Annotated in this window: 12 protein-coding genes; 4 read left to right on the forward strand and 8 right to left on the reverse strand. The window is 65.9% G+C overall.

Annotated elements, in window-relative coordinates; translation table 11 throughout:
- Window positions 1-51: 51 nt before the first annotated feature.
- The gene (locus LR961_RS01330) at window positions 52-1,266 is read right to left on the reverse strand and encodes an MFS transporter (RefSeq protein WP_057634344.1); all 1,215 of its coding nucleotides are present in this window, start codon (window positions 1,264-1,266) and stop codon (window positions 52-54) included.
- Between the two features lie 126 nt (window positions 1,267-1,392).
- Here LR961_RS01330 and LR961_RS01335 point away from each other — a divergent pair, with 126 nt between their 5' ends.
- Window positions 1,393-2,295, forward strand: a complete 903-nt coding sequence (locus LR961_RS01335) for a LysR substrate-binding domain-containing protein (RefSeq protein WP_232146628.1) — start codon at window positions 1,393-1,395, stop codon at window positions 2,293-2,295.
- Between the two features lie 265 nt (window positions 2,296-2,560).
- On the opposite strand, the gene LR961_RS01340 is transcribed toward LR961_RS01335, so the two are convergent.
- Together LR961_RS01340 and LR961_RS01345 are read right to left on the reverse strand one after the other, a co-directional pair.
- A complete protein-coding gene (locus tag LR961_RS01340) occupies window positions 2,561-2,860 on the reverse strand; it encodes a hypothetical protein (RefSeq protein WP_232146629.1) in 300 nt (99 codons plus the stop codon).
- Between the two features lie 84 nt (window positions 2,861-2,944).
- Window positions 2,945-3,904: an aldo/keto reductase gene (locus LR961_RS01345; protein ID WP_232146630.1), complete on the reverse strand. Its 960-nt coding sequence runs from the start codon at window positions 3,902-3,904 to the stop codon at window positions 2,945-2,947.
- Window positions 3,905-4,090: 186 nt separating this feature from the next.
- On the opposite strand from LR961_RS01345, the gene LR961_RS01350 reads away from it, so the two are divergent.
- The gene (locus LR961_RS01350) at window positions 4,091-4,948 is read left to right on the forward strand and encodes a methyltransferase (protein ID WP_232146631.1); all 858 of its coding nucleotides are present in this window, start codon (window positions 4,091-4,093) and stop codon (window positions 4,946-4,948) included.
- 161 nt (window positions 4,949-5,109) lie between these two features.
- Window positions 5,110-5,646, forward strand: coding sequence for a pseudouridine synthase (locus LR961_RS01355; protein ID WP_232146632.1), 537 nt, complete (start codon window positions 5,110-5,112; stop codon window positions 5,644-5,646).
- A gap of 97 nt (window positions 5,647-5,743) precedes the next feature.
- On the opposite strand, the gene LR961_RS01360 is transcribed toward LR961_RS01355, so the two are convergent.
- Both LR961_RS01360 and hrpB read right to left on the reverse strand, forming a co-directional pair.
- Window positions 5,744-6,100 (reverse strand): hypothetical protein, encoded by a 357-nt coding sequence (locus LR961_RS01360; RefSeq protein ID WP_232146633.1) that lies wholly within the window; start codon window positions 6,098-6,100, stop codon window positions 5,744-5,746.
- 330 nt (window positions 6,101-6,430) lie between these two features.
- Window positions 6,431-9,052: an ATP-dependent helicase HrpB gene (gene hrpB, locus LR961_RS01365; RefSeq protein ID WP_232146634.1), complete on the reverse strand. Its 2,622-nt coding sequence runs from the start codon at window positions 9,050-9,052 to the stop codon at window positions 6,431-6,433.
- A 132-nt stretch (window positions 9,053-9,184) separates the two neighbouring features.
- On the opposite strand from hrpB, the gene LR961_RS01370 reads away from it, so the two are divergent.
- Window positions 9,185-9,979, forward strand: a complete 795-nt coding sequence (locus LR961_RS01370; RefSeq protein ID WP_232146635.1) for a TatD family hydrolase — start codon at window positions 9,185-9,187, stop codon at window positions 9,977-9,979.
- A gap of 16 nt (window positions 9,980-9,995) precedes the next feature.
- Here the strand turns inward: LR961_RS01370 and panE are convergent, their stop codons facing one another.
- From panE to LR961_RS01385, 3 genes are all read right to left on the reverse strand, one after another.
- Window positions 9,996-10,934 carry a 2-dehydropantoate 2-reductase gene (panE, locus tag LR961_RS01375; RefSeq protein ID WP_232146636.1) on the reverse strand — a complete coding sequence of 313 codons (939 nt, stop codon included), beginning with the start codon at window positions 10,932-10,934 and terminating at the stop codon, window positions 9,996-9,998.
- Window positions 10,935-11,197: 263 nt separating this feature from the next.
- Window positions 11,198-12,016 (reverse strand): ABC transporter permease, encoded by an 819-nt coding sequence (locus LR961_RS01380; protein WP_232146637.1) that lies wholly within the window; start codon window positions 12,014-12,016, stop codon window positions 11,198-11,200.
- On the reverse strand, window positions 12,013-12,966 hold the full coding sequence (locus tag LR961_RS01385; RefSeq protein WP_232146638.1) for an ABC transporter ATP-binding protein: 954 nt from the start codon (window positions 12,964-12,966) through the stop codon (window positions 12,013-12,015). Before LR961_RS01385 ends, LR961_RS01380 begins: the two co-directional genes overlap by 4 nt.
- Window positions 12,967-13,081: the final 115 nt, after the last annotated feature.

Below are 13,081 nucleotides of genomic sequence, written 5' to 3' on the forward strand. Positions count from 1 at the left end.
GTCGCGATACAGGCCGCGCCGCGCATCGCGAACGGAAAGTAACGAGGGATGTCAGTGCGCGGCGACGGCGATGCCTTCGGCGCGGTCGTCGATGCCATCGCGGCGATCCAGACGGCCGCTGAGCACGGTCAGTCCATAGGCGCCCACCACGACCAGCGCGCCCAGCCATGGCGTGTGCATCAGGCCGACGTGGTCAACGACCAGGCCACCGAGCGATGCACCCAATGCGATGCCGACATTGAATGCGGCGATGTTCAGTCCCGAGGCAACATCGGCGGCCTGCGGAACGAAACGCTGCGCCTGCTTGACCACGTACACCTGCAGGCCCGGCACATTGCCGAAGGCCACCGCGCCCAGCGCCAGCACCGTCAGCAGCACCAGCCAGGTGTTGTAGGCGGTGAAGGTGAGCACGAACAGCACCAGCGCCAGCAGCGCGAAGATGCGCTTGAGTGCGGGAATCGGGCCCATGCGGTCGGCAAGGCGGCCGCCCCACAGGTTGCCGATCGCCACCGACACGCCATACACCAGCAGCACCAGGCTCACCGCATTGGCGGAAAAACCGGTCACGTCCTGAAGGATCGAAGCCAGGTAGGTGAAGGACAGAAAGGTGCCGCCGTAGCCCAGCGCGGTGATCGCGTACACCAGCAGCAGGCGTGGTTGTGCCAGTACCGCGAACTGCTGGCCGAACGTGGCCGGTGCGCTGCGCGGCAGGTTGCGCGGTACGAACAACAGGCTGCCGACCAGCGCGATCACACCCAGCGCGGCCACGGCCAGGAAGGTCGCGCGCCAGCCCAGGTGCTGGCCGATGAAGGTGCCCAACGGCACGCCGGTGACCAGTGCGACGGTCAGGCCGGTGAACATGATGGCAATCGCGCTGGCGGCTTTTTCCTTCGGCACCACCGAGGTGGCGATGATCGAGCCGATCGAGAAGAACACACCATGCGCCAGGCCGGTCAGCACCCGCGCCACGATCAGCGAGCCGTAGCCCGGCGACATCCATGCGATCAGGTTGCCAACGGTGAACAGCACCATCAGCGCGACCAGCAGCGCCTTGCGCGGCACCCGGCCGGTAAGCGCGGTGAGCACCGGCGCGCCGACTGCCACGCCCAGCGCATAGAGCGACACCAGCAGGCCGGCCGAAGGCAGGCTGACGTGCAGGTCGGCGGCGATGGTCGGAATCAGTCCGACGATGACGAATTCGGTGGTGCCGATGGCGAACGCGCCTAGCGTCAGCGCCAGCAGGGCAAGGGGGATGCCACGGGACATGGGGCGTTTCCGGGAAGGGACAGGCTGCGAAGTCTGGGCGCCCGACTCTTGCTGAAAAAGCGGTCTTCACGCCAATGACTGTTGAGTTTCAGTCAATAATTGGCCGTCCCCCTCGAATGCACGCCGATGAAAACCACCCTCGATGAGATGCAGGCCTTCATTGCGGTGATCGACGCCGGCTCGATCACCGCCGCGGCCGAGCAGCTGGACCAGACCACCTCCGGGGTCAGTCGGGCGCTGGCGCGGCTGGAAGAGAAGCTGGGCACCACGTTGCTGACCCGCACCACCCGGCGCCTGCGCCTGACCGAGGAAGGCGAAGCCTTCCTGGAACAGTCACGCGCGATTGTCGCGTCGGTGGAGGCGGCTGAAGAGCAGATTGCCGCGCGTCGCGAGCGTCCTTCTGGCCGTTTGCGGGTGGATGCGGCCATGCCGTTCGTGCTGCATGTCATCGCACCGTTGGTCGCCGGTTACCGCGCCCGTTACCCGGAAGTCGCGCTGGAGCTCAACAGCAGCGAGCGTTACATCGACCTGCTTGAACGCCGTACCGATGTCGCCATCCGCATCGGCCCCTTGGCCGATTCCACGCTGCACGCAAGGCCATTGGCGCACAGCCGGCTGCGGGTGTTGGCCAGCCCGGTCTATCTGCAGCAGCACGGCGTGCCGAAGAATCTGGCGAGGTTGCACGAGCATGCCTTGCTGGGCTTCAACGAACCCGACTCGCTTAACCATTGGCCGCTGCGTGATGAGGACGGCACGTTGCTGCACGTACGTCCGGCGTTGGCGGTATCCAGTGGCGAAACCCTGCGCCGGTTGGCGTTGGAAGGCGTCGGGATTGTCTGTCTGTCCGACTTCATGACCGAGCGTGACCGCGAGGCCGGCACCCTGGTGGAAGTGCTGCCGAAACAGACCGTGGAAGTGCGCCAGCCGATTCACGCCGTGTACTACCGCAACACCGCGGTATCGGCGCGGATCACCTCGTTCCTGGATTACCTGGCGCAGGCGATGGTGAACGCACCATTCGCAAGGTGAGCGCTGCGCTGCTGCGTTGCTTTTGCTTAAGCCCCTCTCCCCTTGCGGGAGAGGGGTTGGTGAGAGGGAGCCGCAGCCGCGCTGATGGCCCAATGTCAGTCTTTCCGAAGCCGATCAAAAAGCGCAGAGGCCCCTCATCCGCCCCTTCGGGGCACCTTCTCCCGCATGCGGGAGAAGGGAAGAGCACATGCCAAGAGCGGGAGCCAAAGCCAAGAGCCAAGGCCTTGGCATTACAGCCTTGTCATCGGCGCCGAGTCTCAACTCCTCAATGCAGTCCCCGACCTGATTCCGCGTGGTGCCACGCGCGCCGTACCAGCCAGCGCGCTTCATCCCAGGGCACTGCCAATGAGGGTTGGTGACGGTGGTAGCTGTCCTGCAGCACGCGGTAGAGCTGCGCTTCGTTGGCGCGTGGATGGGCCTGGTAAACGTCGTAACTCATTTCCAGCAGGCGCTGGTAATGGTCGAAGTCATGCTGACCAAGCCGGCCGATGGCATGTACGCCGCGCCAGTAGGCAAGTTCGGCGTCACGGTTGAAGCTGCGTTGGGCTGCGGATGTGGTTTTCATGGGCAGGACTCCACTCGCGGTCGGCTACCCCCTGTCCGGCCGATGCTACGGCGCGCCGTCCTTGGCGTCCAATCCGTAGCGCATTCAGTTTTGTTCGGCGCTGGCCTGGTCCAACTGCACGATTTCCTGCGGCGTCAGTTGCAGGCGGGCGGCGGCCAGCACGTCGTGCAATTGCGCCACGCTGGTCGCACTGACGATGGGTGCACTGATGCCGGGGCGGGCCATCAGCCAGGCCAACGCGACCTGTGCCGGCGTGGCCAGGTGCTTGGCGGCCAGGTCGTCCAATGCGGTCAGGATGCGCAGGCCGCGCGGGTTGACGTAGCGGTCCACCACCTTGGCGCCGCGCGCGCTGCTCTTGGTGGCGTCATCGGCATGGCGGTACTTGCCGGTGAGGAAGCCACTGGCCAACGAGTAGTAGCTGATCACGCCCAGCCCATGCTCGCGCGCCAGGGGTTCCAGCTCGGCCTCGTAGCCGGTGCGGTCGTAGAGGTTGTATTCGGGCTGCAGGGTTTCGTAGCGCGGCAGGTGGTAATCAGCAGAGACCTTCAATGCATCACGCAGGCGCTCGGCGCTGTAGTTGGATGCGCCAATCGCACGTACCTTGCCGGCCTGGATCAGGCGCGCGAAGGCGCCAAGGGTTTCTTCCAGCGGTACCGATTCATCGTCTTCATGGGCCTGGTAGAGATCGATCACATCGGTCTGCAGGCGTCGCAGTGAATCCTCGACCGCGGCATTGATGTTGTCGGCGGAAAGCCCCGGACGTTCGGCCCATTTGGCCACCTTGGTGGCGATGAGCACCTTGTCACGTTTGCCGCCGTGCGCGAGCCAGCGGCCGATGATGGTCTCCGATTCGCCGCCGCGATTGCCCTGCACCCAGGCCGGATACACATCAGCGGTGTCGATCAGGTTGAAGCCGGCATCGACGAAGGCGTCGAGCAGGGTAAAGGCCGTTTTCTCGTCCGCACTCCAGCCAAAGACGTTGCCACCGAAGGCGATGGGGCTGGCCTGCAGGCCGGAGCGACCAAGTTCGCGGCGCGTGGTCATAAGCATCTCCCTGATTTTTTCCCAAGCCTCGCAGCATAGACGCAGATTGTTCCGGATCGAGGACGTGCGAGTGAAAACAGCGTTCCGCCGCACGAGGCCGCGCTAACGCCGTGTGAACATTTACCCCCGCTCGCCCGTCGCTTGGCGCGTGCTAGGCTCGCGCCACATCCACTGCCGGAGTAGCCCATGAACAAGCCCGTCCCGTTGCTGTGTGCCTGCCTGCTGGGAATGAGCGTGCTGATCTCCAGCCTGCCCGCCGATGCGAAACAGAACACCGTGGCCGCTGCCCAGATCCAGGTGCCCGCCTCGCTGCAGGCGGCGGTGGACGGCAGCTGGCGCACGCCGGCCAATGTGCTGCGCGATGAGTACCGGCACCCGGCGCAGACGCTGGCTTTCTTCGGCCTGAAGCCGGACCAGACCGTGGTCGAGATCACCCCGGGCGGCGGTTGGTATGCGGAAATCCTGGCGCCGTACCTGCGCGACGGCGGCAAGTACATTGCCGCCGTGGTCGATCCGCAGGCGCTGCCGGCCGGCGGTGGGCGCGATTACCAGCAGCGCTCGCGCGACGGGCTGGCCAAGAAGTTCGCCGAGTCGCCGGCGCAGTTCGACCGCGCCACCGAAGTGGCCTACGACCCGGCCGCGCCGGTGCTGGGCGCGCCCGGGTCGGCTGACCTGGTGCTGACCTTCCGCAACGTGCACAACTGGCGTTCCAACAACCAGGCCGAGGGCCTGTTCCGCGCGTTCTTCGACGTACTCAAGCCCGGCGGCACGCTGGGTGTGGTCGAGCACCGCGCCAAGGCCGATGTGCCGGCCGATGACAAGAGCGGCTATGTGGGCCAGGCGCAGGTGATCGCGATGGCTGAGGCGGCCGGCTTCCGGCTTGACGCCAGCAGCGAGGTCAACGCCAATCCGCGCGACACCAAGGATCATCCCAAGGGCGTGTGGACGCTGCCGCCGTCCAACAGCCACGACGCAGCCGATGCCGCCAAGTACAAGGCCATCGGCGAAAGCGACCGGATGACGCTGCGTTTCATCAAGCCGTGAGGCAGTACGGCCGGGAATAGGGAACAGGGAACCGGGAATGGGACAATGCAGGTCTGTCGCGCTGGCCGGTTGTGGCCGGGCGCAGGGCTGGTGAAGGCGCGGATCTGAGGTCCGCGCCCGGCAACCATTCCCGATTTCCCGTTTCCCATTCTCCGCCTCCGATGCTCATCGCCTTCAACAAACCCTTCAACGTGCTGTGCCAGTTCACCGACCGCAGCCAGCCGCCGCGCGCGACCCTTGCCGGCTTCGGCCTGCCGGCCAACGTGTATGCGGCAGGGCGCCTGGACTACGACAGTGAAGGACTGTTGCTGCTCACCGACGACGGCAACCTGGCCCACCGCCTGACCGACCCGAAGCACAAGCAGCCCAAGACCTACTGGGTGCAGGTGGAGGGCGTGCCGACGGAGGAGAAACTGCAGGCGCTGCGCGATGGCGTTGTGCTCAACGACGGTCCCACGCTGCCGGCGGGGGTGCAGCTGCTGGAAACCGCGCCGGCGTTGTGGGAACGCGATCCACCGGTACGCTTCCGCAAAACCGTGCCTGATGCGTGGCTGGCGGTGACCCTGCGCGAGGGCCGCAACCGCCAGGTACGGCGGATGACCGCTGCGGTCGGCCTGCCGACACTACGGCTGGTACGCGCTTCGATGGGACCGCATGCGTTGCAGGATCTGCAGCCGGGGCAGTGGCGGGAAGTCTGAGAAACGCAGGAGCTTCCGGCGATGGGGGCCAGAAACCAGCAACAGCAGAAGCTTTGGCTTTTACGGGTTACCGGTTTCTGTCCACCAATGCCTGGCTTTAAGCGTCGCTGCCGATATCGCTGGTTTCATCGGTGACGCTGGCCGCGTGACGGCGGCGCTGGGCAATCTGGCGTGACTTGGCTTCCACCGCTTCGTTGTCGCGCTTGTTCTTGCGGTACAGCGCGTAGCCGAGCAGGCCCAGGCCAACGGCGGCCACGGCGATGGTGGCGGTGGGGTTGCGCTTGGCAACACGGGTGACGGCACGGCCACCGGTCTTCATCGCACCGATCGCGGCGCCGGCCTTGAGCCATTCGGCGGCATTGGCACCGCCACCCTTGATGCTTCCGCCTGCGTGGTTGACCAGCTCCAGAGCACGTTCCAGTGCCGGGCCGGTGATATCGCTGAACTTGCTCATGTGGGGACTCCTCTGTCGCGGGCAGGCACCCAGTGTGGCTGCACGGGCGTGTAAAGGATGTTAGCCGGACGCGGGCGTGGGTTTGAAGGGGGCTGCGTGAACGGAAGGCGCGATGGTAGGGGCCGGAGCGTGATGCAACGGCACCCCTCCCCAACCCTCCCCTTCGCTGCGCGAAAGGGAGGGAGCGCAGCGCCTGCACTGCGATCTGCGCACGCCGGAGCTTCTCTCACCACGCGCTGGAACCGCCCCCTCCCTTTCGCGCAGCGAAGGGGAGGGTTGGGGAGGGGTGCTTGTGCTGTAGCAGCCGCGACACCCGCACCCGCTCACGCATCACGTCCCGCGCGGCTTTGCGCGGTGGGTGGCGGTTGCGCTCCAAGGATCGTCCGGCCAGGGATGTCGCGGATACCGGCCCTTCATTTCCTTTTTCACTTCCGCGTAGGTGTTCTGCCAGAAGTTCTTCAGGTCGCCGGTGACCTGCAGGGGCTTGCCGCCGGGTGAAAGCAGATGCAGCAGCAACGGCACCCGGCCATCGGCGATGCGCGGCGTGTCGGCCAGGCCGAACAATTCCTGCAGTTTCACCGCCAACACCGGTGGCCTAGGAAGGACGCCTTCATCGTCCAGCGCGTATTCAATGCGCCGGTCCATGCCCGAAGGCACGTTGATGCGCAGCGGCGCGTACCGATCGATCAATTGCCGCGTGTTCCAGTCGATGCCGGATTTCAGCGCTTCACCGAGCTCATCTTCGGACAACGCCTCCAGACGCGTCTTGCCGTTGAAGGCAGGCAGCAGCCAGTCGTCCAACGCTGTCAGCAGGGCCGTGTCGGAGGGATCGGGAAGTTCCAGCTCCGGCATCCAGTGGCGCAGGCCCATCACCCGCCAGCGCCATTGCTGCAGGTTCTCGGTCCATGGCAGCGCGTCCAGGCCCAGTTCGCGCACGGCGTCGGTCAGTGCACGTGCGGCGTGCGCGGGGTTTACCTGCCCGGCCGGGCGGCTGTCGAGCACGATGCGCTCGAAGCTGCTTTCGCGGCGTGCTTCCAGCGCACGCTTGGCGCTGTTCCAACGCACCACGTCCTGCTGCCGGAAGCGCTCGGGAAAGTCGCTGCGCAGGCGCGCCTCATCCACCGGTGCGGCACGCAGGATCAAGGCATCGCGCGGATCGTGGCGCAGCTCGCTGATGACCAGCCACGGTTCGCCACGCAGGTCGCTGTTGTCGAACTGACGCGCGCTGCGGCCATTGGCCAGCTGGTAGCGCTGCGGATCGTTCGGATGCTGCACGGCGATGCGGTCGGGGAAGGCGTGAGCCAGCAGGTCGCCAAGTTCATGTGCTTCGATATCGGCCGGCGGCGTGGAATCGCAGCGCAGCCGACGGCGCCATTGCTTTGCTGCGGCATCGATGGCGGCCAGCGCGCTGCGGTTGGCATCATGCGGTGCGCGTCCACTGCGGAAGGCCGCGAGCGCGCGCCAGCGGGCAGCCAATGCGTCGCCGCCCTGGCGCAGCGGATCGCGCGCTTCCAGCAGTGCAGCCAGATCCGCGGCGAGGGCTTGTTCGCGGGCGTTCGCTGCGGACAAGAGCATCGCGGCCATGCGCGGGTGCGTGCCCAGGCCGAGCATGCGCTTGCCCAGCGCGGTGATGGTGTTGTCCTTGCTCAATGCGCCCAGGCGTTGCAGCAGTTCGCGTGCGGCGGCCAATGCGCCCGCTGGTGGTGGATCGACGAAGCGCAGTTCATCGCTGCCCCAGGCGGCCAGTTCCAGCGCCAGCGACGCAAGCTCCACCTGTGCCATTTCCGGACGGCGCTGTGGTTCCAGTCGTTGTGACTGCGGCCACAGGCGCCATGCCCAGCCCGCAGCGACGCGCCCGGCGCGGCCGGCGCGCTGGTCGGCCGAGGCCTGCGAAATGGCTACTGCATCCAGTCGAGAGAAACCGCTGTTGGGGTCGTAACGCGGCTCTCGCGCCAAACCGGCGTCGATCACCACGCGCACGCCGGGCAGGGTCACCGAGGATTCGGCCACGTTGGTGGCCAGCACCACGCGGCGACGGCCGTCCGGGTCGGGTTGCAGCACCCGCGATTGCTGCTCGATCGGGAGTTCGCCGTGGAGCGGGAGCACTTCGTACCCTTCTCCCTGCGGGAGAAGGTGGCGCGCAGCGCCGGATGAGGGTGCGCGCGAAGCTTGGTGTTGTTGAGAGTTGTGGGAGGCTGCGGCTCCTACCCTCTCCCCAACCTCTCCCCCGGAGGGAGAGGGGCTTAAGGCAGCCTGCACCTTGGCGATCTCCCGCTGCCCCGGCAGGAACACCAGTACATCGCCCGGATGCTCGGCCAATGCCTGTTCCACTGCCCGTCGGGTCTGCGCTTCCAGCGACTCGTCACGGCGGGCCGGGAAGTGGCTGACCTCCACCGGGTAGCTGCGGCCTTCGCTGGACAGGCGCGGCGCATCGAGGAAGTTGGCAAGGCGTTCGCCGTCGAGCGTGGCCGACATCACCACGATGCGCAGGTCATCGCGTAGCTGACTTTGCACATCCAGCGCCAAGGCAAGGCCCAGGTCGGCGGACAGGTGGCGCTCGTGGAATTCGTCGAACAGCAGCGCGCCGACGCCTTCCAGCAGCGGGTCGTCCTGCAGCATGCGGGTGAGGATGCCTTCGGTAACGACCTCGATCCGGGTGCGTGCGGACACCTTGTTCTCGAAACGGATGCGGTAGCCGACTGTCTCGCCAACCGGTTCGCCCAGTTGCCGGGCCATGAACAGCGCGGCGCTGCGTGCGGCCACGCGGCGCGGTTCGAGCATGATGATCTTGCGCCCGGCCAGCCACGGCGCATCCAGCAGCGCCAGCGGCACCTGGGTGGTCTTGCCGGCGCCGGGCGGGGCTTCCAGCACCAGGCGCGGATGCGCGGCCAGGTGTTGGAGGAGCTCGGGGAGCAGCGGGGAGATGGGGAATGCGGGTGACATGCCGCACATTGTAGAAGCCCTGTAGAGCGCAGCCATGTGCGCGGGAGCATTACCGGGAAAGCCCCGGCGAGCGTGGCTCGGAGCCACCGGGCGGCACAATGACTACAATTCCCCGTTCCCGCTTCCCTGTTCCCCGCATCAATGCAACTGATCGACATCGGCGCCAACCTCACCCACGAATCCTTTGATCGCGACCTGGACGCGGTGCTCGAGCGCGCCCGCGCTGCCGGCGTGGTGCAGATGGTGATCACCGGCGCCAGCCGCGAACACTCGCCGATGGCACTGGACCTGGCACGACGTCACCCCGGTTTCCTGTACGCCACGGCCGGCGTGCATCCGCACCATGCCAGCGAATACACCGACGAATGCGACGCCGAAATGCGCGCGCTGCATGCGCACCCGGAAGTGGTGGCAGTGGGCGAGTGCGGGCTGGATTACAACCGTGATTTCTCGCCGCGCCCGGCGCAGCGCAAGGCCTTCGAGCGTCAGTTGCAGATCGCCAGCGAGAATGGCAAGCCGTTGTTCCTGCATCAGCGCGATGCGCATGATGATTTCATCGCGATGATGAAGAACTTCGACGGCCAGCTCGGTCCGGCAGTGGTGCATTGCTTCACCGCCGAACGGCGCGAGCTGTTCGACTATCTGGACCGCGATTACTACATCGGCATCACCGGTTGGCTGTGCGATGAGCGCCGCGGCGCGCACCTGCGTGAGCTGGTCAAGCACATCCCGGCCGAGCGCATGATGATCGAGACCGATGCGCCGTACCTGCTGCCGCGCACGCTGCGTCCGATGCCGAAGGACCGCCGCAACGAGCCGGCGTTCCTGTCGCATATCGTTGAAGAGCTGGCGCGCGATCGTGGCGAAGACGTGGCATTGACCGCCGCCAACGCCACTGCCGCCACGCGCGCGTTCTTCCGCCTGCCGCCGGTCTGACGGCAGGCGGAGCCAATCAACCGGCGCGCTGCGCCTCGTAGGCCTGCAGATGGCAGTACGCCGTCTGCAGCAGCGGTGCCGCCTGGCCGGCGGCGAGCGCACGTTCGAGCATGTCGCCGACGATGTGCGCCGCTTCCACGCGCTGGCCGGCTTCCAGATCACGCAGCATCGAAGCCTTGATCGGTGAGCCGGGCTTGGTTACCGCCGTCAGCGCGATGTCCTGTGCTTTCTGGGGAATCGGCTGCCCGGCCTGCGCCGCAACGGCCAGGCATTCGTTGTACAACGCCTGCATGAAGGCAGTGCCGTGGTCGGTGGCGACGATGTTGCCGACGTCGGCACGCATCAGGCAGGTGCCGGCGGCCAACGCGGTGAGGAAGGTGTACTTGATCCACTGCTCCTGGGCGATATCCGTCGAAGCGACGTGATCCAGGCTGGCGCTTTCACACGCCGCCGCCAGGGAAGCAACGCGCGCACTGATCGCACCGCCGTCGCGTTCGCCGAAGGTGAGTTTGGCCGGCTTGTCCAGATGCAGCACCGCGCCATCATCGGCCTTGGTCGCGCTGATGAAGCACAGCCCGCCCAGCACGTTGTCGCGACCGAAGCGTGCGTCCAGTGCAGCGTAGTGGCGTAGGCCATTGAGAATCGGCAGCACGGTGGTGTTGGCACCCACGGCCGGGGCAATCGCCTCGATGGAGCTGTCCAGGTCGTAGGCCTTGCAGCTGAGGATCACCAGGTCGAACGGCCGCGCCTGCGCAAGTTGCGGCAATGCATCGGCGGTGACATGCGCTACCGGGAATGCGGCATCGCCGAGCGGGCTGCGGATCACCAATCCATCGCGATCCAGCTGTGCGGCGCGGTTGGGCCGCACCAGGAAGGTCACATCGACACCGGCCTGCGCCAGGCGACCACCAAAGTAACCGCCGGTACCGCCGGCGCCGAGAATCAGGATACGCATGAGATCGAACGTCCATCCATCAACGGGAAACGAGTGCGGCCATGATAGGCGCAAGCGGCAGCACGATGCGCCCCTGTAGGAGCGGCGTGAGCCGCGAAGCTGATGGTGCTGCGGCTACCAGAACAACTGCAATTGCAGATGAAAAGGTGGGTGGAACCATTATCAGCTTCGCGGCTCACGCCGCTCCTACAAGAGCGCAACAACAGAAGCGCAAAAGCAAACGGCGCCTTTCGGCGCCGTTTGTGCAGAACAACCCAGCCAGTTCAGCTGCGCAGGCCAACACCACGCTTGAGCAGCCACAGCGCCAGTGCGGTGAGTGCGGCGACAAAGCCCAGCATCAGCGCATAGGAAATCCACAATGGCACGTCGCTGCTGCCCAGCAGGCCATAGCGGAAGGCGTTGACCATGTAGAAGATCGGGTTGGCGTGGGTCATTGCCTGTGCCCAGCCCGGCAGCAGCGTGACCGAATAGAACACGCCGCCCAGGTAGGTCAGCGGGGTCAGGATGAAGGTCGGCACGATCGCCACGTCATCGAACTTCTTGGCGTAGACGGCGTTGATGAAGCCGGCCAGCGAGAAGATCGTGGCGCCCAGCAGCACCGTGCTCAGCGTCACCAGCGGATGCGGGATGCGCACCGGGGTGAAGAACATGGCGATGATCAGCACGATCACGCCGACCATCAAGCCGCGCAGCACCGCACCGGCGACATAGCCGCCCAGGATCACCCAGTTGGGCATCGGGCTGACCAGCAGTTCCTCGATGTGACGGCCGAACTTGGCGCCGAAGAACGAGGAGCTGATGTTGCCGTAGCTGTTCTGGATCACGCTCATCATCACCAGGCCCGGCACGATGAACTGCATGTAGCTGTAGCCGCCCATCGGCCCGATCTTGGAGCCGATCAGGCCACCGAAGATCAGGAAGTACAGGGTCATGGTGATGGCCGGCGGCACCAGCGTCTGGCCCCAGATGCGCAGGATGCGGTTGACCTCGCGGCGCACGATGGTGCCCAGCGCGACCCAGTTGCGTTGGCCGTTGCTCGGCACGTCGGCGCCGTCGACGTGCTTGGTGATAGGCGTGTTCATGCGGCGGGAGTCTCCAGGTTGCCGGTCAGGCGCACGAACAGCTCTTCCAGGCGGTTGCTCTTGGTGCGCATCGAACGCACGCGGATGCCGGCGGCATTGAGCGCCTCGAACACGCGGTTCAGGTCCATCGCGCGCGGCATGTCGATGTCCAGCGTGTGGCTGTCAGTAGCGATCAGCGTGGCGCCTTCGATGTGCGGCAGCTGCGCGGGCAACTGGCCGTCGATGTCGAACAGGAAGCCTTCCACGTCCAGCTTGGCCAGCAGGCTGCGCATCGGGCCCTGCTCGACGATGCGGCCATGGTTGATGATGGCCAGGTTGCGGCACAGCTGCTCGGCTTCTTCCAGGTAATGCGTGGTCAGGATGATGGTGGTGCCGGCGGCGTTGATTTCCTGCAGCGTCTTCCACATGTCGCGGCGGATTTCGATGTCCACGCCGGCGGTGGGTTCGTCGAGGATCAGCAGGCGCGGCCGGGTCATCATCGCGCGGGCGATCATCAACCGGCGCTTCATGCCGCCCGACAGCGTGCGGCTCATCATCTGCGCCTTGTTCCACAGATGCGCACGCTTGAGTTCTTCCTCGGCACGCGCCTCGGCCTGGGCACGCTCGATGCCGTAGAAGCCGGCATAGTTGACCAGGATGTCGAAGGGCTTCTCGAACAGGTTGAAGTTGATCTCCTGCGGCACCAGCCCGATCAGCCGCATCGTGGCGCTGCGCTCGGCCACCAGATCGGTGCCGAACACCTCCACCTGGCCTTCACTGAGGTTGACCAGCGAGGAGACGATGCCGATCAAGGTGGACTTGCCGGCGCCATTGGGGCCGAGCAGGGCAAAGAAGTCGCCGGGGGCGACTTCCAGGCTGACGCCCTTGAGCGCCTGCACGCCGTTGTCGTAGGTTTTGCGCAGATCGTGGACGCGCAACGCCGGCGCCACTGGGGAAGTACGGGAATCCAAGCTCGGGCCTTCGCGCCGGGTATGCGGCGCTGGATGAGTGCAGGTCGGCCATTATAGGTGCCCGGAGGGTCCCGGCCCGGTTACACACTGTTTCTTGTGGCGGCACAATTTTGCC

Origin of the sequence: Stenotrophomonas sp. SY1, assembly GCF_021202945.1 — a bacterium.
GTDB lineage: Bacteria > Pseudomonadota > Gammaproteobacteria > Xanthomonadales > Xanthomonadaceae > Stenotrophomonas.

What these genes read in the sequence shown, in the direction of transcription:
- LR961_RS01340 (WP_232146629.1), bottom strand. Translation starts at nt 2,860, where the DNA reads ATGAAAACCACATCCGCAGCCCAACGCAGCTTCAACCGTGACGCCGAA.
- LR961_RS01350 (WP_232146631.1), top strand. Translation starts at nt 4,091, where the DNA reads ATGAACAAGCCCGTCCCGTTGCTGTGTGCCTGCCTGCTGGGAATGAGC.
- hrpB (WP_232146634.1), bottom strand. Translation starts at nt 9,052, where the DNA reads ATGTGCGGCATGTCACCCGCATTCCCCATCTCCCCGCTGCTCCCCGAG.
- LR961_RS01330 (WP_057634344.1), bottom strand. Translation starts at nt 1,266, where the DNA reads ATGTCCCGTGGCATCCCCCTTGCCCTGCTGGCGCTGACGCTAGGCGCG.
- panE (WP_232146636.1), bottom strand. Translation starts at nt 10,934, where the DNA reads ATGCGTATCCTGATTCTCGGCGCCGGCGGTACCGGCGGTTACTTTGGT.
- LR961_RS01380 (WP_232146637.1), bottom strand. Translation starts at nt 12,016, where the DNA reads ATGAACACGCCTATCACCAAGCACGTCGACGGCGCCGACGTGCCGAGC.
- LR961_RS01370 (WP_232146635.1), top strand. Translation starts at nt 9,185, where the DNA reads ATGCAACTGATCGACATCGGCGCCAACCTCACCCACGAATCCTTTGAT.
- LR961_RS01335 (WP_232146628.1), top strand. Translation starts at nt 1,393, where the DNA reads ATGAAAACCACCCTCGATGAGATGCAGGCCTTCATTGCGGTGATCGAC.
- LR961_RS01355 (WP_232146632.1), top strand. Translation starts at nt 5,110, where the DNA reads ATGCTCATCGCCTTCAACAAACCCTTCAACGTGCTGTGCCAGTTCACC.
- LR961_RS01360 (WP_232146633.1), bottom strand. Translation starts at nt 6,100, where the DNA reads ATGAGCAAGTTCAGCGATATCACCGGCCCGGCACTGGAACGTGCTCTG.
- LR961_RS01345 (WP_232146630.1), bottom strand. Translation starts at nt 3,904, where the DNA reads ATGACCACGCGCCGCGAACTTGGTCGCTCCGGCCTGCAGGCCAGCCCC.